General features: G+C 67.6%; 27 protein-coding genes, 6 tRNA genes and 1 pseudogene. 4 read left to right on the top strand and 30 right to left on the bottom strand.

The features are described from left to right. Positions 1-43 precede the first annotated feature (43 nt). The 17 genes from IE264_RS17250 to IE264_RS17170 form a co-directional block, all read right to left on the bottom strand. Complete coding sequence (locus IE264_RS17250; RefSeq protein ID WP_032754583.1) at positions 44-364, bottom strand: hypothetical protein; 321 nt, start codon at positions 362-364, stop codon at positions 44-46. A gap of 107 nt (positions 365-471) precedes the next feature. Then, positions 472-1,062 carry a phage tail tube protein gene (locus tag IE264_RS17245; protein WP_032754580.1) on the bottom strand — a complete coding sequence of 197 codons (591 nt, stop codon included), beginning with the start codon at positions 1,060-1,062 and terminating at the stop codon, positions 472-474. A gap of 62 nt (positions 1,063-1,124) precedes the next feature. After that, a complete protein-coding gene (locus IE264_RS17240; RefSeq protein ID WP_229887576.1) occupies positions 1,125-1,481 on the bottom strand; it encodes a hypothetical protein in 357 nt (118 codons plus the stop codon). A 1-nt stretch (position 1,482) separates the two neighbouring features. Beyond that, positions 1,483-1,842, bottom strand: coding sequence for a hypothetical protein (locus tag IE264_RS17235; protein WP_032754577.1), 360 nt, complete (start codon positions 1,840-1,842; stop codon positions 1,483-1,485). Beyond that, positions 1,842-2,201 carry a hypothetical protein gene (locus IE264_RS17230; protein WP_032754576.1) on the bottom strand — a complete coding sequence of 120 codons (360 nt, stop codon included), beginning with the start codon at positions 2,199-2,201 and terminating at the stop codon, positions 1,842-1,844. The genes IE264_RS17235 and IE264_RS17230 overlap by 1 nt, the downstream gene beginning before the upstream one ends. Beyond that, a complete protein-coding gene (locus tag IE264_RS17225) occupies positions 2,198-2,578 on the bottom strand; it encodes a hypothetical protein (protein ID WP_032754981.1) in 381 nt (126 codons plus the stop codon). Before IE264_RS17225 ends, IE264_RS17230 begins: the two co-directional genes overlap by 4 nt. Then, entirely contained in the window at positions 2,556-2,807 is a 252-nt protein-coding gene (locus IE264_RS17220; RefSeq protein WP_032754574.1) for a hypothetical protein, read from the bottom strand. Before IE264_RS17220 ends, IE264_RS17225 begins: the two co-directional genes overlap by 23 nt. A gap of 23 nt (positions 2,808-2,830) precedes the next feature. Continuing rightward, a complete protein-coding gene (locus IE264_RS17215; RefSeq protein ID WP_032754571.1) occupies positions 2,831-3,847 on the bottom strand; it encodes a major capsid protein in 1,017 nt (338 codons plus the stop codon). A gap of 18 nt (positions 3,848-3,865) precedes the next feature. Continuing rightward, the gene (locus tag IE264_RS17210) at positions 3,866-4,264 is read right to left on the bottom strand and encodes a head decoration protein (RefSeq protein WP_032754570.1); all 399 of its coding nucleotides are present in this window, start codon (positions 4,262-4,264) and stop codon (positions 3,866-3,868) included. Between the two features lie 29 nt (positions 4,265-4,293). Further along, positions 4,294-4,926 carry a hypothetical protein gene (locus tag IE264_RS17205; protein WP_229887574.1) on the bottom strand — a complete coding sequence of 211 codons (633 nt, stop codon included), beginning with the start codon at positions 4,924-4,926 and terminating at the stop codon, positions 4,294-4,296. A gap of 41 nt (positions 4,927-4,967) precedes the next feature. Further along, positions 4,968-5,777, bottom strand: a complete 810-nt coding sequence (locus tag IE264_RS17200) for a hypothetical protein (RefSeq protein ID WP_032754978.1) — start codon at positions 5,775-5,777, stop codon at positions 4,968-4,970. Beyond that, positions 5,758-7,059, bottom strand: a complete 1,302-nt coding sequence (locus IE264_RS17195; RefSeq protein ID WP_229887571.1) for a phage portal protein — start codon at positions 7,057-7,059, stop codon at positions 5,758-5,760. The genes IE264_RS17200 and IE264_RS17195 overlap by 20 nt, the downstream gene beginning before the upstream one ends. A 216-nt stretch (positions 7,060-7,275) precedes the next feature. Further along, complete coding sequence (locus IE264_RS17190; RefSeq protein ID WP_229887569.1) at positions 7,276-8,934, bottom strand: terminase large subunit domain-containing protein; 1,659 nt, start codon at positions 8,932-8,934, stop codon at positions 7,276-7,278. Positions 8,935-9,010: 76 nt separating this feature from the next. Next, positions 9,011-9,478: a phage terminase small subunit gene (locus tag IE264_RS17185; protein ID WP_032754562.1), complete on the bottom strand. Its 468-nt coding sequence runs from the start codon at positions 9,476-9,478 to the stop codon at positions 9,011-9,013. Beyond that, positions 9,478-9,633, bottom strand: a complete 156-nt coding sequence (locus IE264_RS17180; RefSeq protein WP_158706490.1) for a hypothetical protein — start codon at positions 9,631-9,633, stop codon at positions 9,478-9,480. The genes IE264_RS17185 and IE264_RS17180 overlap by 1 nt, the downstream gene beginning before the upstream one ends. 50 nt (positions 9,634-9,683) lie before the next feature. Further along, on the bottom strand, positions 9,684-10,088 hold the full coding sequence (locus IE264_RS17175) for a hypothetical protein (protein ID WP_229887567.1): 405 nt from the start codon (positions 10,086-10,088) through the stop codon (positions 9,684-9,686). Positions 10,089-10,553: 465 nt separating this feature from the next. Continuing rightward, positions 10,554-10,811: a hypothetical protein gene (locus tag IE264_RS17170; RefSeq protein WP_032754558.1), complete on the bottom strand. Its 258-nt coding sequence runs from the start codon at positions 10,809-10,811 to the stop codon at positions 10,554-10,556. A gap of 745 nt (positions 10,812-11,556) precedes the next feature. Between IE264_RS17170 and IE264_RS17165 the strand changes: the two genes are divergently transcribed. Continuing rightward, positions 11,557-12,018, top strand: coding sequence for a DUF4352 domain-containing protein (locus IE264_RS17165; RefSeq protein ID WP_032754553.1), 462 nt, complete (start codon positions 11,557-11,559; stop codon positions 12,016-12,018). 369 nt (positions 12,019-12,387) lie between these two features. On the opposite strand, the gene IE264_RS17160 is transcribed toward IE264_RS17165, so the two are convergent. From IE264_RS17160 to IE264_RS17120, 9 genes and pseudogenes are all read right to left on the bottom strand, one after another. Next, positions 12,388-12,462 (bottom strand) — tRNA-Pro (locus IE264_RS17160). A 114-nt stretch (positions 12,463-12,576) separates the two neighbouring features. Continuing rightward, a tRNA-Thr gene (locus tag IE264_RS17155) sits at positions 12,577-12,649 on the bottom strand. Positions 12,650-12,880: 231 nt separating this feature from the next. Next, positions 12,881-12,953, bottom strand: a tRNA-Trp gene (locus IE264_RS17150). A 158-nt stretch (positions 12,954-13,111) separates the two neighbouring features. After that, positions 13,112-13,184, bottom strand: a tRNA-Met gene (locus tag IE264_RS17145). A gap of 91 nt (positions 13,185-13,275) precedes the next feature. Next, a tRNA-Arg gene (locus IE264_RS17140) sits at positions 13,276-13,350 on the bottom strand. Positions 13,351-13,440: 90 nt separating this feature from the next. After that, positions 13,441-13,511, bottom strand: a tRNA-His gene (locus IE264_RS17135). A gap of 344 nt (positions 13,512-13,855) precedes the next feature. Beyond that, positions 13,856-14,329 carry an HNH endonuclease signature motif containing protein gene (locus IE264_RS38660; protein ID WP_190167656.1) on the bottom strand — a complete coding sequence of 158 codons (474 nt, stop codon included), beginning with the start codon at positions 14,327-14,329 and terminating at the stop codon, positions 13,856-13,858. A 589-nt stretch (positions 14,330-14,918) separates the two neighbouring features. Continuing rightward, positions 14,919-16,526: a recombinase family protein gene (locus IE264_RS17125; protein WP_078657352.1), complete on the bottom strand. Its 1,608-nt coding sequence runs from the start codon at positions 16,524-16,526 to the stop codon at positions 14,919-14,921. 22 nt (positions 16,527-16,548) lie between these two features. Continuing rightward, positions 16,549-16,875: pseudogene (locus IE264_RS17120) on the bottom strand (oxidoreductase); the annotation flags it as partial. Between the two features lie 157 nt (positions 16,876-17,032). On the opposite strand from IE264_RS17120, the gene IE264_RS17115 reads away from it, so the two are divergent. Next, positions 17,033-17,404 (top strand): ArsR/SmtB family transcription factor, encoded by a 372-nt coding sequence (locus IE264_RS17115; RefSeq protein WP_032754545.1) that lies wholly within the window; start codon positions 17,033-17,035, stop codon positions 17,402-17,404. Between the two features lie 73 nt (positions 17,405-17,477). On the opposite strand, the gene IE264_RS17110 is transcribed toward IE264_RS17115, so the two are convergent. Next, positions 17,478-18,518: an NAD(P)-dependent alcohol dehydrogenase gene (locus IE264_RS17110; RefSeq protein WP_015606637.1), complete on the bottom strand. Its 1,041-nt coding sequence runs from the start codon at positions 18,516-18,518 to the stop codon at positions 17,478-17,480. Between the two features lie 153 nt (positions 18,519-18,671). Between IE264_RS17110 and IE264_RS17105 the strand changes: the two genes are divergently transcribed. Further along, positions 18,672-19,574: a helix-turn-helix domain-containing protein gene (locus tag IE264_RS17105; RefSeq protein WP_032754543.1), complete on the top strand. Its 903-nt coding sequence runs from the start codon at positions 18,672-18,674 to the stop codon at positions 19,572-19,574. Positions 19,575-19,629: 55 nt separating this feature from the next. On the opposite strand, the gene IE264_RS17100 is transcribed toward IE264_RS17105, so the two are convergent. The 3 genes from IE264_RS17100 to afsA all read right to left on the bottom strand — a co-directional run bounded on the left by IE264_RS17100 (position 19,630) and on the right by afsA (position 22,400). Next, complete coding sequence (locus IE264_RS17100) at positions 19,630-20,316, bottom strand: ScbR family autoregulator-binding transcription factor (RefSeq protein ID WP_015606639.1); 687 nt, start codon at positions 20,314-20,316, stop codon at positions 19,630-19,632. Between the two features lie 196 nt (positions 20,317-20,512). Further along, positions 20,513-21,373: an NAD(P)H-binding protein gene (locus tag IE264_RS17095; RefSeq protein ID WP_032754541.1), complete on the bottom strand. Its 861-nt coding sequence runs from the start codon at positions 21,371-21,373 to the stop codon at positions 20,513-20,515. 76 nt (positions 21,374-21,449) lie between these two features. Beyond that, entirely contained in the window at positions 21,450-22,400 is a 951-nt protein-coding gene (gene afsA, locus IE264_RS17090; protein WP_032754539.1) for a 2-oxo-3-(phosphooxy)propyl 3-oxoalkanoate synthase, read from the bottom strand. A gap of 145 nt (positions 22,401-22,545) precedes the next feature. Between afsA and IE264_RS17085 the strand changes: the two genes are divergently transcribed. Further along, positions 22,546-23,184: a ScbR family autoregulator-binding transcription factor gene (locus tag IE264_RS17085; RefSeq protein ID WP_032754537.1), complete on the top strand. Its 639-nt coding sequence runs from the start codon at positions 22,546-22,548 to the stop codon at positions 23,182-23,184. Positions 23,185-23,191: the final 7 nt, after the last annotated feature.

The raw sequence follows: 23,191 nt of genomic DNA, 5'->3' as shown, positions 1-23,191 counted from the left end.
TAGACGTCAAGGACATCGATACCGCGGAACGCCAGGTCGGCTTCTAGCGCTTCCGCGTGCGAGTCGAGGACTTCGCACGTCCAGAGGACTTTCCCGGGGTCTCCCCGACGGACTCCATGGCGGCTGCGGTGAAGTCGGTGATCTCCGCAATCGTGGCGTCCAGGTCGATGAAGGTCTGAACGTCGTCCTCGTGAAGCACGCCGGTCGCCCACGCGTCGTAGTCGGCCAGGCGGAGGGCTCGCAGGTAGCTGGGGCGCCACTCCGTCACGGGCTTGACGCGCAGGTCAACGCCGCTCAGCGTCGCCGTGCCGTACTCCTCGGTGGCCTCGATCTCCTGGGCCTCAGCGGGGGTGATGTCAGTCATGGGCGCGGGTCTCCTAAGTCAGGTTTGTGGCTCTGGCGCGGGTCTTGTGGATCTGCTGGGGATGAAGCGGGGCCCCGGACCCGCGCGGTACAGGGCCCCGCTGGCTGTTACGGGCCCTCGGGGAAGAAGCCCGAGACGTCGACCTCGCCGTAGTCGATGGAGCGCGTGACGGCGGGGAGCGTGAGGCCCTTGTAGAAGGTGAAGGTCATCTGGACCGGCCACACGTCGGTCGTCTGCGCCTGCTCTTCGCCCCTCGCGGTGACCTTGCCGTTCGGCATGTACAGCCGGTTCCGCTTGTCACCGTCGACGGAGTCGAAGACGAAGGCGTACCTGAGGTCGTTGGGCTTGTCGGGGAGGCCGTAGGTCACGACTCCCGCGGTCGGCTCCAGCGAAATGACCGGAACGTTGTCGTACAGGCTGCGGACCAGAGGGTTGATGGCCTCCTGGAAAGTCGCCTGCATCGTCTTCGTCGACCGGGTCATCAGGGTGCGGATGGGCTCCAGGGAGCCGGCCGCCTGGACGTCGGTGGACTCGTCCTCGATGCCGAACGTCCCGCCCTCGGTCGTCACCCAGCCCATGCACGCCCACGGAGTGGCGGGGTCGGCAAAGGCGAGGGGAGACGCGGTGTTCAGGGGTGCGACGTGGACGAGAAAGTCACTGGCGCCGAACGTGAGATCGGCATTGCGGGTGTCCGCCATGATGCCTCCAGGGCATACGTAGGGGCCCCGCGAGTCGACTCACGGAGCTAGGAAGTTCGGGGTTACGCGGGCCGGAGGCTCACGGTGTACGTCGCGCCACGTCGGTGGATCGCCTCGTTCGCCCAGGGCTGCCGGCTCGGGCCGGAGATGCAGCGGACTCCGCGGATCACGGCGCCGGGAACGGGGCCGCGCAGGAAGACGAGGGCATCTCGCACGCTGTTGGATAGGGTGCGGGCCTCGTCAGCCGTTGCGGCGAACACGTCGACGGCGACCGCAGGGTGCTGACTGAACCGGTCATCGGCGCCCGCAATACGCTGCACCCGGATCAGCGGCAGCTTGTTTTCCAGGTCCACAGGAGTCTCAGCGGCTGCGGACACCTCGAAGCGGTTCTCCAGCCACGGGGCGATGACAGCCTCCACGTCAGCCACCGTTCGCCGCCTTCACGGCAAAGAAGGCCTTCGTGAGGGGCGCGTACCGCGGGATGTCCCAGTCGCCGTACTCCACGGCCTTGGCGTGCCAGGCGGAGTTGACCACCATTGCGCCGTGACGCATGCGGGGCTTCCCTCGGAAGGGGATGTTCTTGTAGGCCGGTACGACGTCGAAGGACTTCTTGTAGAGCCCCGGGTGCCTGTCCTCCGCCGGGTCACCCGTCGGAGAGAAGCCTTGTGCGGCGTGCATGATCTCCACAGCCGCTTTGCGGCAGGGCTTGGCGAACATGGGCCGCGAGATCATCCGGCCGAGTCCGCTGTACTTACCGACATACTTCGAGCGGTAGGCCATCAGCCGGTCACCTCCTTCAGGGCGGCTTCGACGCGGGCCAGCGACGTCAGCGGAAGAATCAGCGGTCGGCCGACGACCTCCCACGTCTCCGAGCCGTCCAGGCTGACGATGCGGTCGGAGGGCCGGACGTCAGTGCCGAGCGGGGCCGCGAAGACGCGTCGGGTCGTCACGGTCTCGCTGGCGTCATGCTGCTCAGTAGAGGACCCAACGGTCACGCCGTACGGGCTCATCACGGCGCAGTAGTCGACGCGCGTGCGGACCGGGGGTCCTGCCACCCATGAGCCTGTCGAGTCACGGACCCGCGCGCCGGGGCGCTCGATGAACCAGGACTGCGACATGACGTTGGCGATCAGGCTCATGCCTGCCGCCAGGGGTACGTCGTAATCCGGGTCTCTGCCGGGGCGATGTTCAACATGCCGGCCCCGGACGCCATCCCGACGGCACGCTTGAGCCGCCGGAGTTCGTCGTCAGAGAGGACCACGCCGGTCTGTGAGTCGACGTAGGACTGAAGCATGCCGCCCGCCTGCTCCGAGCGAAGCCCTTGCGGGTTCGTCAGGATGCGAGCGGCCACGCTCAGTGCCACCGTCTTGATGCCGCGCTGAGGCGGGGTGGAGACGCGAGCCCCCACCTCCCCCATGATCGCGTCCTCCGCCAGGTCGTGAGCGAGCTGGGCCCGCTCGTCGCTGATGGCGGTGCCGAGGAGAGCGCGCAGCTCAGTCGCCAGAAACAGGAGCATCGCCACCGCCCGCCTTCCGGCGTGGGGCCACACGCTTGGCGGGAGCCGCCTTCTTCACTGTCGGCTCGGGAGCGGGCTCCGTGAGTCGACTCGCGGAGGGCGGCTCCAGCCACGCCTTCGGGTTGGTAATGAGCGCCTGTGCCCACTCCGGGACCTCGTCCGCGGGGCCGAACACGTGGACCGCCCCGTTGTCGTCCGTCACGTGGACGTGCGTTTTCAGCTTGGCCATGTGTGAGTGCCTCGCGTTTCAGGTCAGAGGACGTCAGCGACGAAGGACAGGTCCGGAGCCGCAACGACCGGCAGGGCGATGGCGGTAGCACGGGTCCACACGGTCTGCGGGTCCTCAGTTTTGTACGCGCCAACCGCGATGCCTGCCTCGTCACCGGCCAGTCCGTAGCGCGCGTCGTCCGCTTCCACGGGGACGCCCCACAGGGTCTGACCCAGGGCGTCGCCCTGTGCCGGCAGGAAGGCCAGCTTGTCGTTCGGGGTGATGCGGGTGGAAACGCCGCCCACGTTCACCTTGGCGTCGTATCGGACCAGCGGCGGGATGCCGTGGTCCGCGAGGATCGCAGCCAGGAGACTGTCGGTCAGGACGGTTGGGGCGGTCGCGCCCGTGGTGGAGAGTCCGCGAAGCTGCGTGTTCCGCTTCAGAGCGGTCCAGATGGCGCGGGAGATGAGCACCGAGTCCGGGTCACCGCCGTTAGCGTCGTTGTAGACCTCCAGCCACGTCTGGAAGTCGCCGATGATGTCGGCCGACACGTTGGACCAGACGGTACCAGCGGTCACGGTGTGGCCTGCGGCGCGACCGAAGTCGACCGACGCCTGGACACCGTTTTCGTTCAGCACGACGGATGCGTTGAAGATCGCCTCACCACGCGCCAGCTCCATGCGGGCCTCGATCTGGCGGGCCAGGCGCACGCCGTCGTCCAGCATGGCGTCGCGGATCTCCGCGTTCTGCGTGTCGATGTTCCGGCGCTTGATGCGCTCGTACTCGCCGACGGGGATCTTGCGGGAGATGGGCGGCAGTTCGCCGGACACTCGCGCGCCACCGGGCCGGACGCCGACGTCAGAGCTGGCGTCGTACGCACGGAAGGTCGCCGCCTCCGTGAGGCCGCCCCCTCCTCGGGTGAAGCGGTAGGAGAGATCGTTGATGGTGCGGTTCGGGAGCCACCGGTCCAGACCGAAGTCGTTCTCCGGCCGGTCCGCGAGAGCCGCTCGCGCGTAGCCGGTCAGCTCCGCGGGGGTCGCGAACTCGTCAATGAGCTGCATAGTTGGGGGTTACCTCTCTCAGACGAAAATGACGCGAGCGCCAAGGTCGGTCTTGCCGGCGGCGTCGATGGTGACGGGGAGCTTGGACTCCTTGATCGCGCAGTGCACGAGCATCGAGCCGACGGCGGACGACAGGACCGCGCCGCGCTTCGTCACGACCTCCACGCCCGTGTACAGGAAGCCGATGCAGGTCTGACGACCGTCGGTGGCGGTGTCGTCGTAGGGGCCCACCTTCTGCCCGGTCGTGATCCGGCCGAGCGGAATGCCCGACTTGACGTAGCCGTCCGGGTAGTGGGTTCCGGCGGTGAACTTGCTGACATCCAGCGTCACCGACGGGACGATGTCCGTGCCGTGCGCGCCCTGGAGCCAGTCGCGCTTGTCCTGAGAGAAGCTCTCGGTAACGAGTCCGAGGTTCATGAACGATCCTCCTGTGAGGGGGTCGGGGGTTACTTCTTGCCGTGGCGCTCGCGGTACAGCTCCGCGCCGGTAGCGGTGGTGCGGGTGCTGCCGCCCACGTCGCCGCCACGGTTACCGCCCTGCGGCGGAGGTGTCGTAGTGCCGAGGGTCGAGGGAGCAAAGTCCTTGAGCAGCTCGTCCGCGTCGGCCTCCAGCTCCTCCTTGGTGGAGCCCTTGAGCCGCGCGGCCTGCTTGGGGGTGAGCCCCTTCGTCGCTGCCACGGTGATGCGGAGGGCCTCCGCGCGTGCCTCGTCCCGCTCGCGCTCAGCGGTCAGGCGGGCAGTCTCCGCGGCGTCCTTCTCGGCCTGGAGGCGCTCAGCGTCGGTGAGTTCGGCAGCCTTGCGGGTGGCGAGTTCAGCTTCCGCAGCCCGCAGGCGCTCCAGCTCCGCAGAGTCGGGAGCCGCGTTTGCTCGCTGCTCATGCTTGCGGGCGTAGTGCTTCCAGTACGCGGCCTGATGCTCAGGTGTCATGTCGGCCGTCGGAGTGTCGTCCGGGTAGCCGTGCTCGTTGACGGCGGGCGGCGTGACACCTGCACCGCCGGCGCCCGGTTCGCCCTCCATGAGGGTCCAGGGCTGCGCGGAGAAGGTGAGGAGGTTGCGTCGCGCGAGAGTACGACGAGGCATGGTGGTTTCCCCTGTCGGGAGTCGTCAGCCCGTGTCGGGCGTCAGGTCGGAAGGTTGATGTCGTCAGGGCCTGTGAACCGCTGACCGGCGTAGCCCAGGACCGGGCCGATTTCGCCGTGCTCGTTCGCGATGACGATCTTTCGGTAGTCGACCGCTCGTCCTCCGCGGTCGCTCTTGCCGAGCGCCTCCTCCACGAGTTCGTGGATGCGCTCCAGCTTCTCTTCGTCGATGACCTGGCCGGGGTCCTCGTCGGCGGTGACCAGCTTGACGAGGCAGTCACAGCCGGGGTGGATCGGCGCCAAGTCCCTTTTGCGGTAGCGCTGGGTGGAGGCGATCATGCACAGGGCGCAGTCGTACTCACCCTGCAGCTCGCGAACGGTGTACTCGAATCGCGGCATGTCGTCACCAACCTCGCGCACTGTGTGCGTCCGGGCTAGCTGCAGATCGGTCTTGGCGATCGTCTCCAGGCGGTGGGCTCCGCGGCTCAACGCCTCGTCGAACGGGACGTCGTTGCCGAGAGCGGCCCATACCTCTTTGAAAGGTCTCCGGTAGACCTCGTCGGGGTCGACGTCGCGAAGCGCACGTCCGGTCACTGTGTCGAGGTCCAGGTCTACGCGACGGCTCGGGCCGTCGATGTCCCGATAGAGACGCTCCAGGTACGACGCTGTCAGGGCAGCTACCTGGCGCTGTCCTCCGAGAATGACCGGAAGTGCCGTGCGCTCGAAGCGCCGTACGTCCCGATCCCTCCAGGATCCAAGCCCTGCCCAGGTGTGCGAGGTCCGCCCGAGGGTCGTCCGCCACACAGTTGCGATAGCGGCGCCGTACTGCCGGTCAAGCCGCGTCAGGGACATCTTCCGGCTTCCGCGTGATAAGCGTGCGGGAGTCGCGCTTCGCCTGAAGCGAGGCGGGCTGCGGGTCTTCCACAGGAGCGTCGTTCAGTGCATCGGCCGCGCGGTCGATCTCCATGCGGTCGATCTGCGCGGGCGTGTAGCCCATGTCCTCCATGCGCTGACGCCACGGAACGCCGGCGCTGGCCTTCTTCACGGCTGCGTCGGCCATCTCCGAGATGGAACGGGACTCCGGGTCGCGCCAGAGGGTCTCGGCGTCGAACGCGCCGGCCTTCTCCTCGTCGCCCAGCACCTTGAAAGCTAGGCGCATGACGGACTCCCAGGAGTCGCCGAAGGTGCGCTGACGGTCACGGACCTTGGAGATCAGTCCGGTCTCTGCGGCCTTCAGCGCGTCGCCGGAGACGTTGACCACGGCGCCGATGAGGTAGTGAGGCGGCGTCCGCGAGATGGCGGCCAGATCCTGCACGGCGGCCTCCACGGCCCGCACGTACGGCATGAGGTCGGTGGCAGAGAACTCTCCGAAGCGGACTTCGGGGTCGTCGGTGGTCCAGAGCTTTCGAATGTCGAGCTGGAATGGCTCCAGGGCCTTCCCAGTGATCGGATCCTCTGCGATCTCCAGGCCGGCGGCGTACCGCTGGCGGAAGGCTCCGTACTTCATCGCGGCGATCAGGTTGATCAGCGAGAGGTTGATCCGGTTCTGGATCGAGAGAACGTCCTCGTGCTCCGCAAAGCCGTCCAGGCTGCGGTTCCGGCGGTTCACGAACGGTACGAAAGGCACCAAGCCCAGCTCGTTCGTCCACTGCCCGTCGGTGACGTTGGGGAGGTTCAGCGCATCCCACTGCCTCAGCGCAGCCGCGCGGCCCGAGAAGTTCGGGACCGAAGTCTTCGCGGAGAAGGCATAGACCGTCTCGGGTGTCCAGAGCGTAGCCAACGTGCCGCCGGTCCAGTCGTCACGGCGCATCTTCAGGCCGGCGCGGATCTTGCGGCGGTTGCCCGGCTCGTACTCCACGGCCACCTGGTAGGGCGTCTCGTGGGTGAGCACCGGTCGGCCATCCTCGCCCTTCTCTACGAGGACGAAGGAGCGTCGCTGGGACATGGCGCCGTAGTGGACGAGATCGCTGTCCGCGTCCATCTGGTTTTCCTGCCAGATGCGGTTGGCGTCCTCGTCGGCAGCCTTCGCCGATTTGCTGCCCTTCGCGGCTCCGAAGCGAAAGCCGTCGACACCCATGCGCTCGGTCGGGGAGTCGATGACGAGCGACGTCCAGTTGGTCCGGGCGTCCTTCATCCACTCCGCGACCTCCCGCGGGTCGACACCAGGGACGTGAGGTAGCGGGGCCTTCCCTTCGGCGTATCGCCGCAAGGTGTTCAGGCCAGGGGTGATCTCTCCGTCAGCGTCTGGGCGGGAGTCCTCACGCTCGTCCAGCATCTTCTTCCCGAGCCGCTGAAGCCACCATCCGGGAGACTCAACCCTCGTAGCATCAATAGGCATTCACGAACCTCCTCAGAAGGCTACGAGACGTCCAGAGCGCTTCTTGCGCTTGGTGATTCCTGCTGCGACGGCGTCGGCGCGGGCCTCGTAGGCGAGGGTGGCGGACATGGCAGCGTCGATCTTCTTGGGGGACTTGGGGTGTTCCTTGCCGATGCCGATGTGGCGGTTGCCGCCCATCGGCCGGCGCTTTGCGTTCAGCACGTGGCGAGAGAGAGCGAGGCCCTTGCGGGCGAACGGCGTATCCACGTCGTCCGCCTTGTCGACGCCAGCCCACGTGAGGCCCTGATCATCGACGGCTTCAACAAATCGGTTGAGCGCCTGTTCCATCGCCGTCGGGCGTTTCGTCCACCACTCCAGAGGGCGGGAAAGAACGGCTTTGAGCTGGAGCCCCTCCGCGTAGTCCCGGGTCCAGGCGTCCACGTAGTCCTGCCAGTGCGGCGGGTCGCAGTAGAAGCCGCAGACCTCGTAGCGGGCGAATGCGTCAGCAACGGCGGCGTTCACGGACTCGCGGTCAACCTGCCAGTCATCGCCCTCCGGCCCTTCCGGCTTCTCCCAGACTCCGAGGAGCTGGATATGCCCGTCTGTAACTCGGCAGGCGGTAAGGGCGGTTGCGTCGTCGCGAATCGAGCCGTCGAATCCGAGGGTAATCAACTCGCCGTCAGCTAGTGCCTCGTCGCGCCTACATAGCTGCCAGGCGTCGACGTCCATCCACGCGTCGGAGGAGGATGTCTGCGAGTTGAGGAAGTAGCGTTTTCCGTCTGCGGAATCGTTGCGCAAGTCGTAGAAGTCGTCGATCAGTGCATCGAGATTCATCCACGCCATCGCGTCGCCGTAGGCGTCGATCAAGGCGGCCCGGAGCGCTTCTTCGTTCTTCAAGTCCGCACACACGCCGTACCGGTGGTCGTATATGAGGCGAGCGCGACCGCGTTTTTTGCGTCCCTCTTGAATGGCCTTGGCCTCTTCGTAGGTCCGCTCAGCAACAGAATCTTGACCGGGCGCGAACATCGTGGTCGTTTCCAGATACCACGTCTGACTGATAAGCATTCGCTTTTTCAGGTTTCGCGTCATCGTCTTGTACATCCGCCGAAGTTCAGGCGTGATGTAGAGGTGAGTCTCGTCGAAGCAGACCCACGTTTCGCGGCCACCGTCCTTGGAGGCGGCAGACGCCGTGGAGGCTGCGATCTCGCCGCCGAAGGGAAGGTTCACCTTCGTCAGGCCTGCGTCAAGTCCCGGAATTGCGGAAATCAGCGACGCATCGTCGGTGCAATTGAAATGGATGGTGTCGTAGACGTTCCCGGTCTGGCCTTCCTCTGTGGCCATGATCCGGATAACTGGCACCTTGACCGGCTGCCCCATGGGCTCGCCCGGCTCGTAGGTGTACTCAAAGCCCAGCCCCCACGGGTCGCGGTAAACCTCGCCGCCCTCCGCCCATCCGGCGAAGCGTGCGGGTCCCAGAGCCTCGAAGAGGCCGATGCGGGCGCCCAGTCCGCTCTTGTCGCAGCCCTTCGGGCGGGAGAAGAAGGCGGAGTCGTAGAGGAGACGCCCCTCGTTGTCATCGACGGCGTAGCAGTCGACAACAAATCCGGTGTACTCGTCGCCGTGGCGGACGGGGTCGCCCTGAACATCACCGGGGCCATGAACCACAAAGTATTCCATCCACGCCACGGCCATCCACCCAAGAGAGCGGGACCGATCGTGGCCGGGGGCGCGTACGATTTCATGCGGCATCGGCGCCCCCTCTCTGTAGTTAGCCGGTCAGCCTCGCCTTGCGGGAAGTGATGTCAGTGACGTTGCCGGCGGGGGCCTGAGTGGGCCTCTGCGGGGCTGCGGTGGGCTCGTCGACCTTGAGCTTGAGACGGGCCCTGTCCTCCGGCGTAGCGCCGAACTTGGCTGCTCTGAGGCGCACTTCAGCGGCAAGCGTCCACTGACCCTTGTCCCACATCGAGTGGTGCATCAGGGCCGTGTCGACGAGGAATGACCAGTCAGTTCCGGTGAAAGTCTGCGCCTGCGGGGAGGTACGCCACTCGTTCCACCACGCAAGCGTCATGGGGTGCCATTCGGTGAGTTCACCGGTCTTGGTGTTGACGCCTAGGACGCCCTCCGGCAGCTCCGGGCCGCGAAGTTCGTCGTCAGGGGTGATGACCGTCTCCGGGTCCGCGGCGTTGCGCCGGCGGCGCTTGGAGGGGTCCTTGGGGGCGGGTCCTCGGCCGGCCATCAGTTTTCTCCGGCAAGGAATGTCAACGGCTCGCGACGGAGCATGACTGCCACCATCTCCGCAAGCTCAGCCCCAGTAAGGATGTGCACCTCGTCGACGGTGACCAGCTCATCATCGTTGAAGTGACTCAGCTCATCCACGGGATCATGCGTCATGGGAACCTCCCGGTCAGTGAACGGCGGTGCCGTCCCATGCCGGGAAGTGGCTAAGCCGTGAACTTCGAAACCACCGCGGAGAGGTCCGCGAGGATCGACGGGCAGGAGCCATGTCGGCGGCCCGTCATTGCGATGTACCGGCCGGTTCCGTAGACCTCTACAGCCGTGCCGTCGGGGCGTCGGATGCGGCGCCCCTGTCGGACGTCCGCGCGGCCCCAGATGTGCAGTCCATCGCCGGACGGGGACACCTCTACGTAGGTGGTGCCCGCGTCTCGCACGATGGCTGCGGCCCACGGCGCCAGACGGCCCGTGAGCGGGTTGAGACAGTGGTCTAGGTCGATGCACACGATGTCGTCGACGTCGCTCAGCACGAAGCCCAGACCGACGCCGGCCGACGAGGCGGAGGCACCCTTGTAGCTGCTCCACGTCCGCGGGTCCGTGCTGCTGGCCGGCATGTCGCCAATCGTCAGCGGGACCTTCGTGAATGAGCGTCGAACCCACCTGTCGCGGGTCGTCAGCTCGATGGGGAGCACGTTCTTCGACGCCCGGTGAAGGGCTACGCGGCAGCGCGTGGAGCACGTCTTCGCGCCGGCACGGGCAGTCAAAGGCATGTCGCCCTCGCACCAGGTGCACGTTCGCTCGGTCCGCATCATGGCTCCAGTGTAGCAGGGGGCGTGTAACACTTACAGGCTTCTGACCTGCGAGAACCGCACGACGTCAGCAGGCCGGCGAGTAACGCTTAACGCCTCCCGCCCATCAGGAATACCCCTTCAAGGCCCTGTGCGGACGCCTGACAGCCTCCCGGCCGGTTCGGTTCAGCGGGCGCCGATTCCGAAGCCCCAGACCCGTACAGACAGAGAGAACCAGCACTCTTACGGTCGTCATAATCCCCCGGAGGGGATCACCCCCCTGGGGTCGGGCTAGTTGATCTTCGCCGTGAAGCCGGCCCGCGGCTCCCGACGATCACCGTCAGCACGCTCGCCCTTGATCTCCAGGCGAGACGGCACGAGCGTGATCGTCACTGTCGTCAGCGATCTCTCATCCTTCGTTCCGACTGCGATCTTCGGCGGCTTCGCGAGTCGACCAACATCAACACCGTTGACGATCACGCGTGTGATGCTCAGGCCATCCTCGCCTGTGTCCTCTGCCTCCTCCAGCACCACATGGGCGCCGCTCATGGGCGGTCCTGTGGGTGGGCCAGCAGGCGGGCGTATGTGGTGGCACGCATGTCACACACGCTGCTATGTACGTCAGCGCATGCGCACCACAGGGCTACTCGTGCGGGGCTCAGCGCCGCACCCACCGTGGTAGGCGGCAGTGGTGGCACGCTGCCTCCACCCTTTGCCCACCCACGCAGGCGCGTACGTATGCGCTCCACCATCAGTCCTCCAGGGCGGGGTGTGTAGAAGGGTGCCTGTGCACGCTCACCCTCGTGAGGGCGGCTGCTGTGCCTCCCTCAGATGAGGACTTGTGTGCGTGGTGCCACGTGCACAGGAGCTGCAGGTTGCTCTCTCTGTGGTCATCTCCTGGCTCTATATGGTCCACGTCTGTGCCGGGTAGCTCGCACCGCGCGCCTGTGCTGTACAGGGCCACACACTGCCCCCCATCACGCCGGATGATGCGACGTCGAATGGCGGGCCAGTTCTTCGGAAGGCGCGCTCTGCGGGTGCTTCCATCCCACGCCATTCGCCCACCTCCGTCCGGGACTTGTGCCTACACTCGGGACATCCGCGGCCAGGGGAGGCCGCTCTAAATTCGGGGGTCGCCGTGAAGGCGTTCATTCGGCATGCCGCGTTCTCAGCAGCAGCGAGTGCAGTGGTTCTTTCGCTTGTCACGGGGTGCTCGTCGGCTGACGAACCAGCGCCCGCCAAGGTGTCCGCTCCTGCCGCCCAGGAGGCCGCTGAGGAGCCTGCGGAGCCGTCCGTGGCGCCCTCCTCCGCCCCTCCCGTGAAGGTCGGTCAGACGGCCACGTGGGACTTCCTGGAGGCGGACGAGTACGGGGAGAACGCGAAGGTCGCCACCACGTTCGAGGTGACCGCGAAGAGTGCGGAGTACGTGACGTCGGCCGACGTGGATACGACGAACGAGCCCGAGAACGGGCAGTACGTCCGGCTCACCCTGACGATCAAGAACGTCGGGCAGAAGCCGGGCGAGATCGCCACGTACGGGATGATGAAGTGGGAGAACGCCGACACCGCCGCTCAGGACGCCGCCACACTGGAGGAGGTCGGCGAGGGCCAGGATCTGGATGCGACGTACAAGCCGGGGCAGGCCGTCACGGGGTCGCTCGTGCTGGACGTCGGTGCCAAGGGTGGGACAGTCAGCTACTGGGGCGGGCTGATGGACGAGACGCCGGCGTTCACTGTGGAGCTGCCGAAGTCGTAAGCGTTCTCCTCCGCCCACTCGCGTCGCCAGGATCGCTCCTCGCGGGCTCGCAGGTTGCCCTTGACCTCGTATCCGTAGGTGGCCGTCTCACGCTGCCAGCGGGCCGCGTGGGCGTTCAACATGCGCGCCAAGGCGTCCTCCTGAAATAGCTCAGCCCCGCTCACGGGATCAATCCTCCGTGGCGGGGCTGCGTCTTCTCGTACCCTGTGCTGTCGCCGTAGGATGGCGTGCATGTCCGCAGATGAAGACTTCGAGGAACTGCTCAACCGGTCCTCCCTGCGCACGCCAGGGGCACGGGCCCTCGTCGCTCAGGTGCCACCGGAGGTGGCAGCGCGGATCCGGGAAGCCGTAGCAGCGGGTGAAACCGAGTCGGGACAGTCAGATTCGAACTGACGGCCCTCCGCTCCCAAAGCGGATGCGCTGACCAAGCTGCGCCATGTCCCGTGGCCGTCCGCACGCTGACGAACTCCCTCGTCAGGTCTCCGGCGTCGCTCGTCGTCGGCGTTCCACCGCCTACGGGTCGCGCACATCTCCACGTCCCGTGGCACGTGGAGCAAGAGCCCCTGGCAGGAGTCGAACCCGCGACATCCTCTTTACGAGAGAGGCGCTCTACCGACTGAGCTACAGGGGCGTGCATGGGTGTCTCGGCCTGCCAGCGGCGTCAACTACATACCTGCCCACGCTCAGGCGTCCCGGCTTTCAATGCGTCTGGCACGCTACGGGTACTGTCCGGGTCCCGCCGTCGGACAGCATGTGCACGCTCGCTGTGTCGCTGCCAGTGCACTACTCGCGGCTTCCGAGCCTGCCGGCTCTCACCACGTTCGGCCGCGCGCTAGCTAGTCGCAGCACGGGACGGCCCTTGCACAGGCGGGAGGACTCGAACCTCCAACACGCGGCTTTGGAGACCGCTGCTCTTCCAGTTGAGCTACGCCCATTCGGCGTCGACCGGCTGTGCTGGATGCCTCCAGGAAGACGACCGTCCGCCTCCCCGCCGTCCGTGAACGACGGGGTACCGAGAAGCTACCTCGGTGACGACCCACCTGGCGTACCAGGGCTGCGAGGAGCACACTCCGCGGCGGTGCAGGGTCGTCAGTGCCAAGCGATGGACTCGAACCACCGACCTCCGGCGTATGAGACCGGCGCTCTACCAACTGAGCTAGCTAGGCAAGCCCCTCGTCATCGCAGGGACGGGTGTGAAGCCGCCCTAGACGAGGGAGAGCGCGCCGTAGCCCCAGGAAGCCCTGTAGGCGCGCTGCGTGGTCCCGGAAGGATTCGAACCTCCGACACCCGGATCCGTAATCCGGTGCTCTATCCAGACTGAGCTACGAGACCAATCCCCCGGAAGCCGGCGTGTGGCTAGCACGTCTCAACTGCCCGGGTTAAGCACGCTGGAGACTCCGGCCGGAGCCCTGCCGTGCGTCGTCCCTCCGCCCGGAGTTGAACCGGAATCACCGCGACCACAACGCGGGGCTCTGCCATTGAGCTACGAAAGGTGTGTCGTCGAGCCACTCCTCCGCCCCTCTGGCTCTAGGCCAGCCGCTTAAGGCACCGACGATCCGGGGAGGTGGATTTTCCTGCCGAAGCAGCCCCTTACCTTCGCCGTGGCGTCCCCGCCAACCCACGGTCAGCCAGGGCGCCATAGCGCGGCCCTGACGAATCCCACCGCGCGGAGACCGCACGGCCAAGCTTGACGCCAGAGGCTGGCTCCGGGAGGTCCCGGAGTGCATGACGTCGCCCTGTCCCCGTTGCCGGCGAGAGGGTGGTTCATCAGGGCGGAGGAGATACCGCGCCACTCGCCGGTATCGTCGCCTCCACCCTGAAGTCTAAAAGTCGTCGCCTACAGCCCCGCACTGCCTCGCGCTGCCTTGCGGCGGGCGCGGTATCGGCGGTTCCCCTCTCGGCTTCGCGCGCGATGGCAGGCCAGGCATCGTCGGGTGTCGCTCACAGGCTGCACAAGATTCTCTTCTGCGAGAACGTGCCCATTGACACACACACCCTTGCGGGCGTTCAGCGCAGTCGGTGAGTCTCCCCGGAGTGTGTTAGTTCGCGGAGATACGGCCTCTAGATGAGCGGGCTTGACACACTGACGGTTACGGCAGATGTGATCCACCATCAAGCCGTCCGCAATCGGGCCGCACGCAAGCGTGTATGCCACCCGGTGCGCTTGCCAGTACCTGCCAGTCAGCCAGAAGCGCCCATACCCCGTGTTGTTCACGGTCCCAGCCCACAGCCAGCAGACGTCTACGTCGCGGCTCACTTTGCTCCAGAATCTCGCCTTCTGAGATCGGCTCAGTGTCGGAACCTGTTCCATCGCAACCCCTAGATGTACGAGAGCCCCCAGCGCTAGGGACGCCGGGGGCTCTCTGGGCCCGGGAGCTACCCGAGTCCGTCTGTGAAGTTGTCCGCCGCCCTGCCCTAGCGTGTGGGACGTCGAAGGTGTGAGCGGTCGGCAGCGCTCAACCCGCTGCAACATGGGAGGAGAGTTCCACGGAGCGGGGAGCGCTGCCGACCGGCTTGGGGGAAGGGTGATACAGGACCCGCGCCACTCGTCAGGGTCTCCGTAAAACTCTTCCTACATTATGTATGTCGACGCTGTGACGGTTTTGTTGATCTTGAACTCCTCCGTCCTCGCCCTCCGGTCAAACCGAGGACAAAAAGGCAAACTAGACCCCTATTTTCCTTCTCTCTAACGCGCGTTAAGGAGAAAGGAAAATAGGGGTCCATCTTGTCTTTTTGGCCAGATTGACCCGCCCGCATCCACGATGCGTGACAATTTCACCCATGACGCCTACGCTACGCAGTTATCCACCGGCACCTGTGGACGGCGGAGGCGGTGGGCGACGAAAAGGCGGAGGCTCATCGACGTCCGGGGCCGCTGAAATCCTTTACCATCTCGTTACCTAGAGAGACTCCTGATACGCGATGTCGTCGAGCGCATCCTGCTCCGGATCCACGTGGGTGCCCACCTCGAACGTCAGCCGCTCCGCAGCCGGTGGCCTCCAGCGGGCCGGAGGGTGGACGGTGACGCGGACGCCGGCCTCTTCCAGCATCCGTCGACGGGCGTGGGCGTCGTCCGCTGCGGCCCAGTCGTCGGCCCATGTGTTGTCCAGCGTGACGACATCCTCCCGGGGAGGCCGGACAGGCTCGGCCCGAAGCGCCTCAAGCCGGTCTGAGCGCGCCTGGAGCTGCGTCATGACGGCGTCCGCGGCAGGCCCCCGCAACTGCCCCAGCCGCACTGACAGCTCGTCCACGTCGGCCGTCAGGTCTGCGATCTCCGCGCGATGGTCGACGCCTCCAACGCGGATCACCTGCGTACGCTTGAAGGGCCCCATGTGCGCGAGGAACTGCTCCTCGACGTACTCCAGCACCTCCTTGCACTGGATGCTGAGCGACGGTGTCCCCTTGGCGTGCGCCTTCCCGCTGCAGCGGAAGACCTCCTTCTTCACGCCTGTCGGACGCCCCTTCGCCCCGCGCCCACCTCGTCGCTCCGAGTACCAGTTGACGTACATGTTCTGGTCACATACGCCGCACACGAGGATTCCGAGGAGCGGGTGTCCGTCCTTTCGGCGTGGGCCCTTGGGTCCCGTCGACAACACCTTGAGAGCCTCTTGCAGCGAGTGCCAGGTGTTGTCGTCGATAAGCGGCTCTCCCTGAAGAACGGGAGCCCCCTCCGCGTCGCGAACGGTCGTGCCATCCTTCTTCACGATGTGCCCCCGCATGACCGGCGAGAGGAGCATGTCCCTGACGCTGGTAAGGCCCCATTTACTGTCAGGGTCGATTTTGCGGGGCGGAGTGGCGAGAAGGGCCCGATGGTTTTCAGGCGTGATGGCGTCCATTTCCTCCAGCCACCGGAGGATCTCGCTGTAGTTCCGTCCGGCAATTGCGCGCGCGGCCATGGCGCGTCGGATATTCGCCGTGGAGTGTGTGGGCTCCTTGCTCGTGTGCTCGAACAGCCACCATCCCTCGTTGCCGTCAGGGAAGACGTACCGGCCCGGGGCGTACCCGTACGGGATCATTCCGCCGGCCCAGCGCCCCATAGACTGGAGGTGTGCCGCTGCCCCCTGGTTCCGCTCCATGATGGTCTGGCCTTCGAGCTGAGCGGCGAAGGCGAGGATCAGCATGATCAGCTCCGACATGGGCGAGCTGAAGTCCAGCTCCAGCTTGTCGCCGCCCGGCCCACTGGCGAAGATCAATCGCTTCCCGTGCTTCTTGGCGTACCGCCCCAGGTCCGCCATGTCGGCCATGGACCGCACAGCGCGGTCCATCCGCTGCCAGATCATGACGTCCCACTCGTCGGGACGGTCCAGCCAGTGGCGCAGCTCCTCGCGCTCCCATGGCGTCGTCTTGAGTGCGGAGATGTCCAGGTCCCTCGCCCACCCGACGAACTCACCGCCCACCCGTGCCCCGGTGGCGGTGACCGTCTCCTCCTGCACCTCTGGCGACGTCGATGCGTCGGTGTACCGGCTGATGCGTACGGCTCCTACGATGCGGAGCCCTGTGGCTGTCATGCGTTACACGATAGTCACTTCACCCGGCGTGGGCGAGCTGGATCCCCGGGACCGATCCGTGCGAGGCGATCGCCGCGGCGATCCGGGTGAAGGCCTCCTGCTGGCGGTCGTTCCACAGGCCCAGGTCCCACGGGCTGATCCGGCCGTCCGGGCGTACGCCGGTGGCCTCGGCCATCACGAGCCCGGCGCCGCCGGCGGCGCGGCCCGCGAGGTGGGTGAGGTGGAAGTCCGTCGGCACGCCCGCCCCGGGCCCGTGGGGGGCCGCGGAGTACATGCACATCGGGGACATCCACACACGGTTGGGGATCTCCAGGGACCGCAGGTTCAGGGGCGTGAACAGAGCACTCACCGGTATGTCTCCTCAGGATCGGGGCACGGCCTGGGCGTCCTGCCGGGCTGGAAGGGCAGCGGCGCCATGGCCAGTACGATAGACCTCGTAGTACGGCGGTTGTCAAACTACGAGGTTCTTCGTACTTTAGAGGCGCGAGACCTGAAGGAGGCCGCCCATGCCCACGACCGAGCAGACCGTCGCCGTCACGTCCGGGCGCCGGCTCGCCCACCCGTCCGCGGCGGAGATCCGCCTGGAGACCGTGCTCCACGCACTGGCCGACCCCGTCCGGCTGACCATCGTGCGCGAGCTGGCGGACGGGCACGCCGACATGGCCTGCATCGCGTTCGACCTTCCGGTGAGCAAGTCCACCACCACCCACCACTTCAAGGTGCTGCGCGAGGCGGGCGTCATCCGCCAGCACTACGAGGGGACCTCACGGATGAGCAGGCTGCGTGAGGACGACCTGGAGGCGCGCTTCCCCGGGCTCCTGGCGGCCGTCCTGGAGGGGGCGCGGCGCTCGGCCCGCTCCCCCGAGCCTGCGGCCTGAACCGTGTACGCCGTCCGCCCCGGGCCCGTGAAAGGGCCCGGGGCGGACGGCGTACAGCTGCTGACCGGCCCGCTCAGATCGTCGCGGTGTCGATCACGAAGCGGTAGCGGACATCGCTCGCGAGGACCCGCTCGTACGCCTCGTTGATCCGATCCGCCCCGATCACCTCGATCTCGGAACCGAGACCGTGCACGGCGCAGAAGTCCAGCATCTCCTGGGTCTCGGCGATCCCGCCGATCGCGGAGCCCGCGATCGCCTTGTTGCCGCTGATCAGGGAGAAGAGGTTCAGGGAGACCGGCTCCTCGGGCGCGCCCACGTTGACCAGCGTGCCGTCCGTCCTCAGCAGGGCGAGGTAGGAGCCGAAGTCCAGCGGGGCCGAGACCGTGGAGAGGATGATGTCGAAGGTTCCGGCCAGCTCCTCGAAGGTCTTCGGGTCACTGGTCGCGTAGTAGTGGTCGGCGCCCAGCTTGAGCCCGTCGTCCTTCTTGCGCAGGGACTGGGAGAGGACCGTGACCTCGGCGCCGAGGGTGTGCGCGATCTTGACGGCCATGTGGCCGAGACCGCCGAGACCGATGACCGCGACCTTCTTGCCGGGGCCGGCGCCCCAGCGGCGGAGCGGGGAGTAGGTGGTGATGCCCGCGCACAGCAGGGGCGCGGCCTCGTCGAGGGCGATGCCCTCGGGGATGGAGACGACGAACCCCTCGGTCACGACGATGTGCGTCGAGTAGCCGCCGTACGTGGGCTCGCCACCGCGGTCGAGGGCGTTGTACGTCTGGGTGTTCCCCTCGGCGCAGTGCTGCTCGCGGCCCATCAGGCAGGCGTCGCACTTTCCGCAGGAGTCGACCATGCAGCCGACGCCGACGCGGTCGCCGGCCTTGAACCTGGTGACGCCGGGCCCGGTCTCGGTGACGATGCCGGCGATCTCGTGGCCGGGCACCATCGGGAAGATGCCCTCGCCCCAGCCGTCGCGGGCCTGGTGGATGTCGGAGTGGCAGATGCCCGCGAACTTGATGTCGATCAGGACGTCGAACTCGCCCACCGGGCGGCGCTCGATCGTGGTGCGCTCCAGCGGGGCCTTGGCACGGGGAGCGGCGTAAGCGGCAACGGTGGTCATGCCGGAGGTTCTCCTCTGGGTGATGCGGTAAGTACGTCATCCAGCATCAGGGGTCCGACTGTGTTTACCCAGGTCACCGCTTTGCCTACGACCAGCGGTCCTACCACTGGCGGGGACAGGCTCCGGAGCGTACGACCAGGAATAATGGGAGCCATGGACGTTTCGCCCGACCCCTCCGCCCCCGAGCCGCTCGACCGGCGCGCCGAACTCAGCGAGTTCCTGCGCACCCGGCGGGCCCGCCTCCAGCCGCAGGACGTGGGGCTGCCGGAGTTCGGCCGGGCCCGCCGGGTGCCGGGGCTGCGGCGGGAGGAGCTGGCGCAGCTGGCCGGGGTCTCCGTGGCGTACTACACCCGTCTGGAACAGGGCAACGGGCGCAACGTGTCGGCCGAGGTGCTCGACGCGATCGCCCGCGCGCTGCGGCTCAGCGACGCCGAGCACGCGCATCTGACGCATATGGCGAAGCCCGCCCAGCACAAGAAGAAGCGCCGCCCCGCCCGGGTGCAGCGGGTGCGGACCGGGCTGCTGCACCTCCTCGACAGCCTGGACGGCATCCCCGCGTACGTCTCCGGGGCCCGCTCCGACATCCTCGCCTGGAACCCGATGGCGGCGGCGGTCTTCGGCGACTGGGGCGCGCTGCCGCCCGAGGAGCGGAACTGGGCGCGGCTGGTGTTCCTCTCCCCCGCCTACCGGGACCTGTTCGTGGAGTGGGACTCCAAGGCCTCGGACATGGTGAGCTATCTGCGGCTGTACGCGGGCTGCCACCCGGACGACCCCCAGCTCTCCGCGCTGGTGGGTGAACTCTCCGTCAAGAACGACGAGTTCCGGCGGCTGTGGGCCACGCACAACGTGAAGGAGAAGGGGCACGGCATCAAGCGGATCCGGCATCCGCTCGTCGGGGACATGGCCCTGTCGTACGAGACCCTGCATCTGCCGGACGACGAGGAGCAGTGCCTGGTCGTCTACCACGCGGAACCGGACTCCGAGTCGGCCCAGGCCCTGCACCTGCTGGCGAGCTGGGGAGCGGACGCGGTCCGGGCGGACGTGGGCGGCGCGTAGGAGCGGCACCGCTCCTACGGCCGACCGGACCGGACGGCGTGCGGCAGCCCGGCGGTCAGCCCGGGGCGGCCACCCCCACCTCGTACGTCCCACGTTCGGCCCGGCCCGCGGCGACGACCTCCGTCGCTGCGGCGGTCCCCGACGGATCCAGGAGGGCCAGGGTCTCCTGGGTGGCGAGCCGGGGCAGCAGCAGCCGCCAGAAGCCGGTGAGCGTCCGCGCGGAGAGCCACTCGGAGTCGTACCGTCCGAGCACCTCGAACCCGGTGGTCACGGCCACCGTCGCCGCCGTGGCGTCCTCATGGGAAACGCCCTCGGCGAGGGTTCCCGCGCCGGCCGCCTCGTCCAGCAACTCCCTTACGCAGCGCCGCCACTGTCCGGGCAGCCCCTGTTCGCCGACCCGCTCCCCGTCGCAGCTGAGGCGGAATCCGGCCCGGGTCACCGGGTCGCGGCCGAGCAGGTCCACCAGCGCGTGCGAGGTGTCGACCAGGGTCTGCAGGGCCGTGTCCGTCCGGCGGCGGATGGCGCCGGACACCTCCAGCAGACCGTGCGAGGCCTCCGCGACCACGGCCTGGGCGACCGCGGCCTTGTTCTCGAAGTGGAAGTGCAGCGCGCCCGTGCTGACACCCGCGCCGGAGCTGATCAGCGCCAGGCGCGCCTGTCCGTACCCGTGCTGCTCGAACACGATGGCCGCGGAGCGGATCAGGGCCTGACGGGTGCGCGCGGCGCGCACCTGCTTGGTCACCTGGGCCTCCGCCGGGGAATGAGGGAGTGGGAGTGGGAGTGGGGGGTGGGAAGGGGCCCGGGGCCGCGAGCGGCGAGGGCCGGAGGCTCTCCGCCGGAGCGGTGAAGCAGCGTCATGGGGAATATCAAACCAACTTACCGGTTTGATTTCCAGGGGAACGTATGCGCGGTCGGCCTCCGCGTCGGCGCGCCGGCCGCTATCCGGCGCGGCCGGTCCCGCCGAAGGACTCGGCGTGGCCCGCGGCCCAGGTACGGAACGTCCTGGCGGGACGGCCCGTCAGCTCCTCGACCGTGGGCACCACGGCCGCCTTGGCTCCCGCGCGCTGGCGCTCCGCACTCTCCAGGAACGCCTCGGCGACGGGGAGCGGATACTTGGCGAGCAGCGCCTCGCGCGCCCGGTCCAGGGGCAGTTCCTCGAAGCGCAGCGGCCGGCCCAGCAGTTCGGAGAGCTGAGCGGTCTGCTCCCGCGCGGTGATCGCCTCCGGGCCCGATACCGCGTACGCCTGCCCCTCGTGGCCCTTGCCGGTGAGCGCGGCGACAGCCACCGCGGCGACATCCCGCGGATCGACGCACGCGACCGGCGAATCCCCGTACAGGGCGCGCACCACACCGTCCGACGCGATGCCCCTGGCCCAGGAGAGCGTGTTGGACATGAACGTCCTGGGGCGGACGAACGTCCAGGGAACTCCGGACTCCCGGACGGCCTGCTCGTTGCCGCGCTGGAGCCGGGTGATGAAGTCGTCGGCGCCCGGCTCCTCCACCGCCATCATCGAGAGCTTCACGAGGTGGCGCACGTCCGCCGCAGCTGCCGCCGCAGCGACCCTCTCGTCATCGGGCTCCGTGGGGCTGTTCGTCACGAGGAAGACCGCGTCGACCCCCCGCAGCGCCCTGTCGAGCGAGCGCCGGTCCCCGTACTCCCCCACTACGACGTCGACTTCGGGTCCCCGCACCGTCACGCGCTCCGGGCGTCGCGCCAGGATCCGTACCGGACCCCGGGCCGCCAGCAGACCGGCGACCTCGCGGCCCACCGCCCCGGTCGCTCCCGTCACCAGAATCACGCCACGCACTCCTCACACACCGTCATCAGCCTGCCATGCGCCCGCGATACACCGCTCGCCGGGTCCGCGGCCCGGTTCAGACCGTACTCAGTGGGCCCGACAGGACCGTGTCGAAGACCGGCTCGCCGTCCTGGTGGCCGGTCACCCGGACCCTCGCCTCGCCCGGCACCGCGCAGGGCAGGACCTCGGCGCCGATCGAGCACGGGCTGCCGAACTCCGCGTACCGGTGGAAGTGCGTACGCCCCTCGGCGGGGACGAACCCGCCGTCCCCGGCGGCCAGGCACGCGGCCTGCCGTGCCGCCTCCAGCAACAGCATCCCCGGCACATGGTCGTTGGGCCGCTGGAAGAGCGTCGGGTGACGGGTGTCCACCCGCAGCTCCCAGACGCCCTCGCGCGAACTCTCCGACAGCACCACGTCCTCCGCCCGGCCACGGCCGGCCCGGGCGGCGGCGACCGGTGCGGTCCGCGGTATCGCCACGCCCGGCTCCGCCGATCCGCCGCGCATCCGCTCGTAGACCCGCGGGCTGGTGAACCTCGTCGCGCCCATGCCGGTCGCGACCAACTGCCCCGCGCGGTGCACCACCCAGTCCACCCGGCCCTGAACCGGCAGCCCGGCGCGCCACTTGAGCTCGGAGCAGGTCACCTCCACGTCGATCACGGTGGGCAGGCCGCCCACGACGAGGTGGTCGGGGTGGGTCGCGTAGTCCAGATCCGCCATCAGGAAGTGGTAGCCGACGGGGACTCCGTAACCGGCGTGGAAGGCCAGCATCGCCGCCTGCCGCATCGCCTCCGTCACCAGCAGCGGGTCGTGACGGTCCGCTCCCACCGGGGCGAAGAACGGATGATCGTGCGGAAGCACCGCCTCGACATGGAACCGGTCCGGGCCCAGCCGTTCCCAGCTGCGCGGAAAAGCGTCCTCCGCCCTGCTCCTGTGAACCAGTTCCATTCCCACCGGATGCACCACTCGGGCCTCCGAACCCACGGTCGACGCCGCTACAGGATCGGTCAACACTGCTGCTTCGGGCATAACTCCCCCCAGGGGTCATGTGATGGGCGAGCCGTTCCTGCGGTGCGCACGCGCTGATAAGATACAGACTAAGCGGTTTTTTTTCTATCCCCACACACCCCCCACACGGCCGCACGACCGGCGCAGCCCGACGAAGGAGACAGGGATGGCCAAGCAGGACCGGGCGATCCGTACCCGCCAGGCAATCCTGATGGCAGCGGCCGAGACTTTCGAGAAGCATGGCTACCAAGCGGCCACCATTACCGAAATACTCAAGATCGCCGGGGTCACGAAAGGTGCGCTCTACTTCCACTTCCCTTCCAAGGAAGAACTCGCGCTCGGCGTGCTGGAGGCCCAGGAGCCCCCGCCACCCACCCCCGACCAGCCCCTCAAGCTCCAGGAGCTCGTGGACATGGGGATGCTGTTCAGCCATCGCCTCCACACCAGTCTCCTCGCCCGTGCCGGCGTCCGCCTCTCCATGGACCAGCAGGCCCAGGGCTTGGACCGCACCGGCCCCTTCCTCCGGTGGCAGCAGACCACCCACGACCTCCTGGCCCAAGCCAAACAGAACGGGGAACTCCTGCCGCACGTCAACCCCACCGAGACCGCCGACCTCTACGTCGCGGCCTTCACCGGCATCCAGGCGGTCTCCCAGACCCTCAGCAACTACCGCGATCTGGAACAGCGTTACATCTCGCTCCAGCGCCACGTCCTCCCGAGCATCGCCACCCCCTCGATCCTCACCGCCCTGGACCTCACCCCCCAGCGCACCACCCGCCTCGCCCGTCTCATCCCCGCGTACTGAGCCCGCC

The sequence above is a fragment of the Streptomyces microflavus genome (genome assembly GCF_014650075.1).
Taxonomy (GTDB): Bacteria; Actinomycetota; Actinomycetes; order Streptomycetales; family Streptomycetaceae; genus Streptomyces; species Streptomyces microflavus.
The sequence above is the reverse complement of the archived record's forward strand: the minus strand, read 5'-3'. Positions and strand labels throughout refer to the sequence as shown.

Coding starts and splice junctions, on each gene's coding strand:
- IE264_RS17250 (WP_032754583.1), bottom strand. CDS start 364: ATGACTGACATCACCCCCGCTGAGGCCCAGGAGATCGAGGCCACCGAG.
- IE264_RS17245 (WP_032754580.1), bottom strand. CDS start 1,062: ATGGCGGACACCCGCAATGCCGATCTCACGTTCGGCGCCAGTGACTTT.
- IE264_RS17235 (WP_032754577.1), bottom strand. CDS start 1,842: ATGGCCTACCGCTCGAAGTATGTCGGTAAGTACAGCGGACTCGGCCGG.
- IE264_RS17230 (WP_032754576.1), bottom strand. CDS start 2,201: ATGAGCCTGATCGCCAACGTCATGTCGCAGTCCTGGTTCATCGAGCGC.
- IE264_RS17225 (WP_032754981.1), bottom strand. CDS start 2,578: ATGCTCCTGTTTCTGGCGACTGAGCTGCGCGCTCTCCTCGGCACCGCC.
- IE264_RS17220 (WP_032754574.1), bottom strand. CDS start 2,807: ATGGCCAAGCTGAAAACGCACGTCCACGTGACGGACGACAACGGGGCG.
- IE264_RS17215 (WP_032754571.1), bottom strand. CDS start 3,847: ATGCAGCTCATTGACGAGTTCGCGACCCCCGCGGAGCTGACCGGCTAC.
- IE264_RS17210 (WP_032754570.1), bottom strand. CDS start 4,264: ATGAACCTCGGACTCGTTACCGAGAGCTTCTCTCAGGACAAGCGCGAC.
- IE264_RS17205 (WP_229887574.1), bottom strand. CDS start 4,926: ATGCCTCGTCGTACTCTCGCGCGACGCAACCTCCTCACCTTCTCCGCG.
- IE264_RS17200 (WP_032754978.1), bottom strand. CDS start 5,777: ATGTCCCTGACGCGGCTTGACCGGCAGTACGGCGCCGCTATCGCAACT.
- IE264_RS17195 (WP_229887571.1), bottom strand. CDS start 7,059: ATGAAGGACGCCCGGACCAACTGGACGTCGCTCGTCATCGACTCCCCG.
- IE264_RS17190 (WP_229887569.1), bottom strand. CDS start 8,934: ATGGCCGTGGCGTGGATGGAATACTTTGTGGTTCATGGCCCCGGTGAT.
- IE264_RS17185 (WP_032754562.1), bottom strand. CDS start 9,478: ATGGCCGGCCGAGGACCCGCCCCCAAGGACCCCTCCAAGCGCCGCCGG.
- IE264_RS17180 (WP_158706490.1), bottom strand. CDS start 9,633: ATGACGCATGATCCCGTGGATGAGCTGAGTCACTTCAACGATGATGAG.
- IE264_RS17175 (WP_229887567.1), bottom strand. CDS start 10,088: ATGCCGGCCAGCAGCACGGACCCGCGGACGTGGAGCAGCTACAAGGGT.
- IE264_RS17170 (WP_032754558.1), bottom strand. CDS start 10,811: ATGAGCGGCGCCCATGTGGTGCTGGAGGAGGCAGAGGACACAGGCGAG.
- IE264_RS38660 (WP_190167656.1), bottom strand. CDS start 14,329: ATGGAACAGGTTCCGACACTGAGCCGATCTCAGAAGGCGAGATTCTGG.
- IE264_RS17125 (WP_078657352.1), bottom strand. CDS start 16,526: ATGACAGCCACAGGGCTCCGCATCGTAGGAGCCGTACGCATCAGCCGG.
- IE264_RS17115 (WP_032754545.1), top strand. CDS start 17,033: ATGCCCACGACCGAGCAGACCGTCGCCGTCACGTCCGGGCGCCGGCTC.
- IE264_RS17110 (WP_015606637.1), bottom strand. CDS start 18,518: ATGACCACCGTTGCCGCTTACGCCGCTCCCCGTGCCAAGGCCCCGCTG.
- IE264_RS17105 (WP_032754543.1), top strand. CDS start 18,672: ATGGACGTTTCGCCCGACCCCTCCGCCCCCGAGCCGCTCGACCGGCGC.
- afsA (WP_032754539.1), bottom strand. CDS start 22,400: ATGCCCGAAGCAGCAGTGTTGACCGATCCTGTAGCGGCGTCGACCGTG.
- IE264_RS17085 (WP_032754537.1), top strand. CDS start 22,546: ATGGCCAAGCAGGACCGGGCGATCCGTACCCGCCAGGCAATCCTGATG.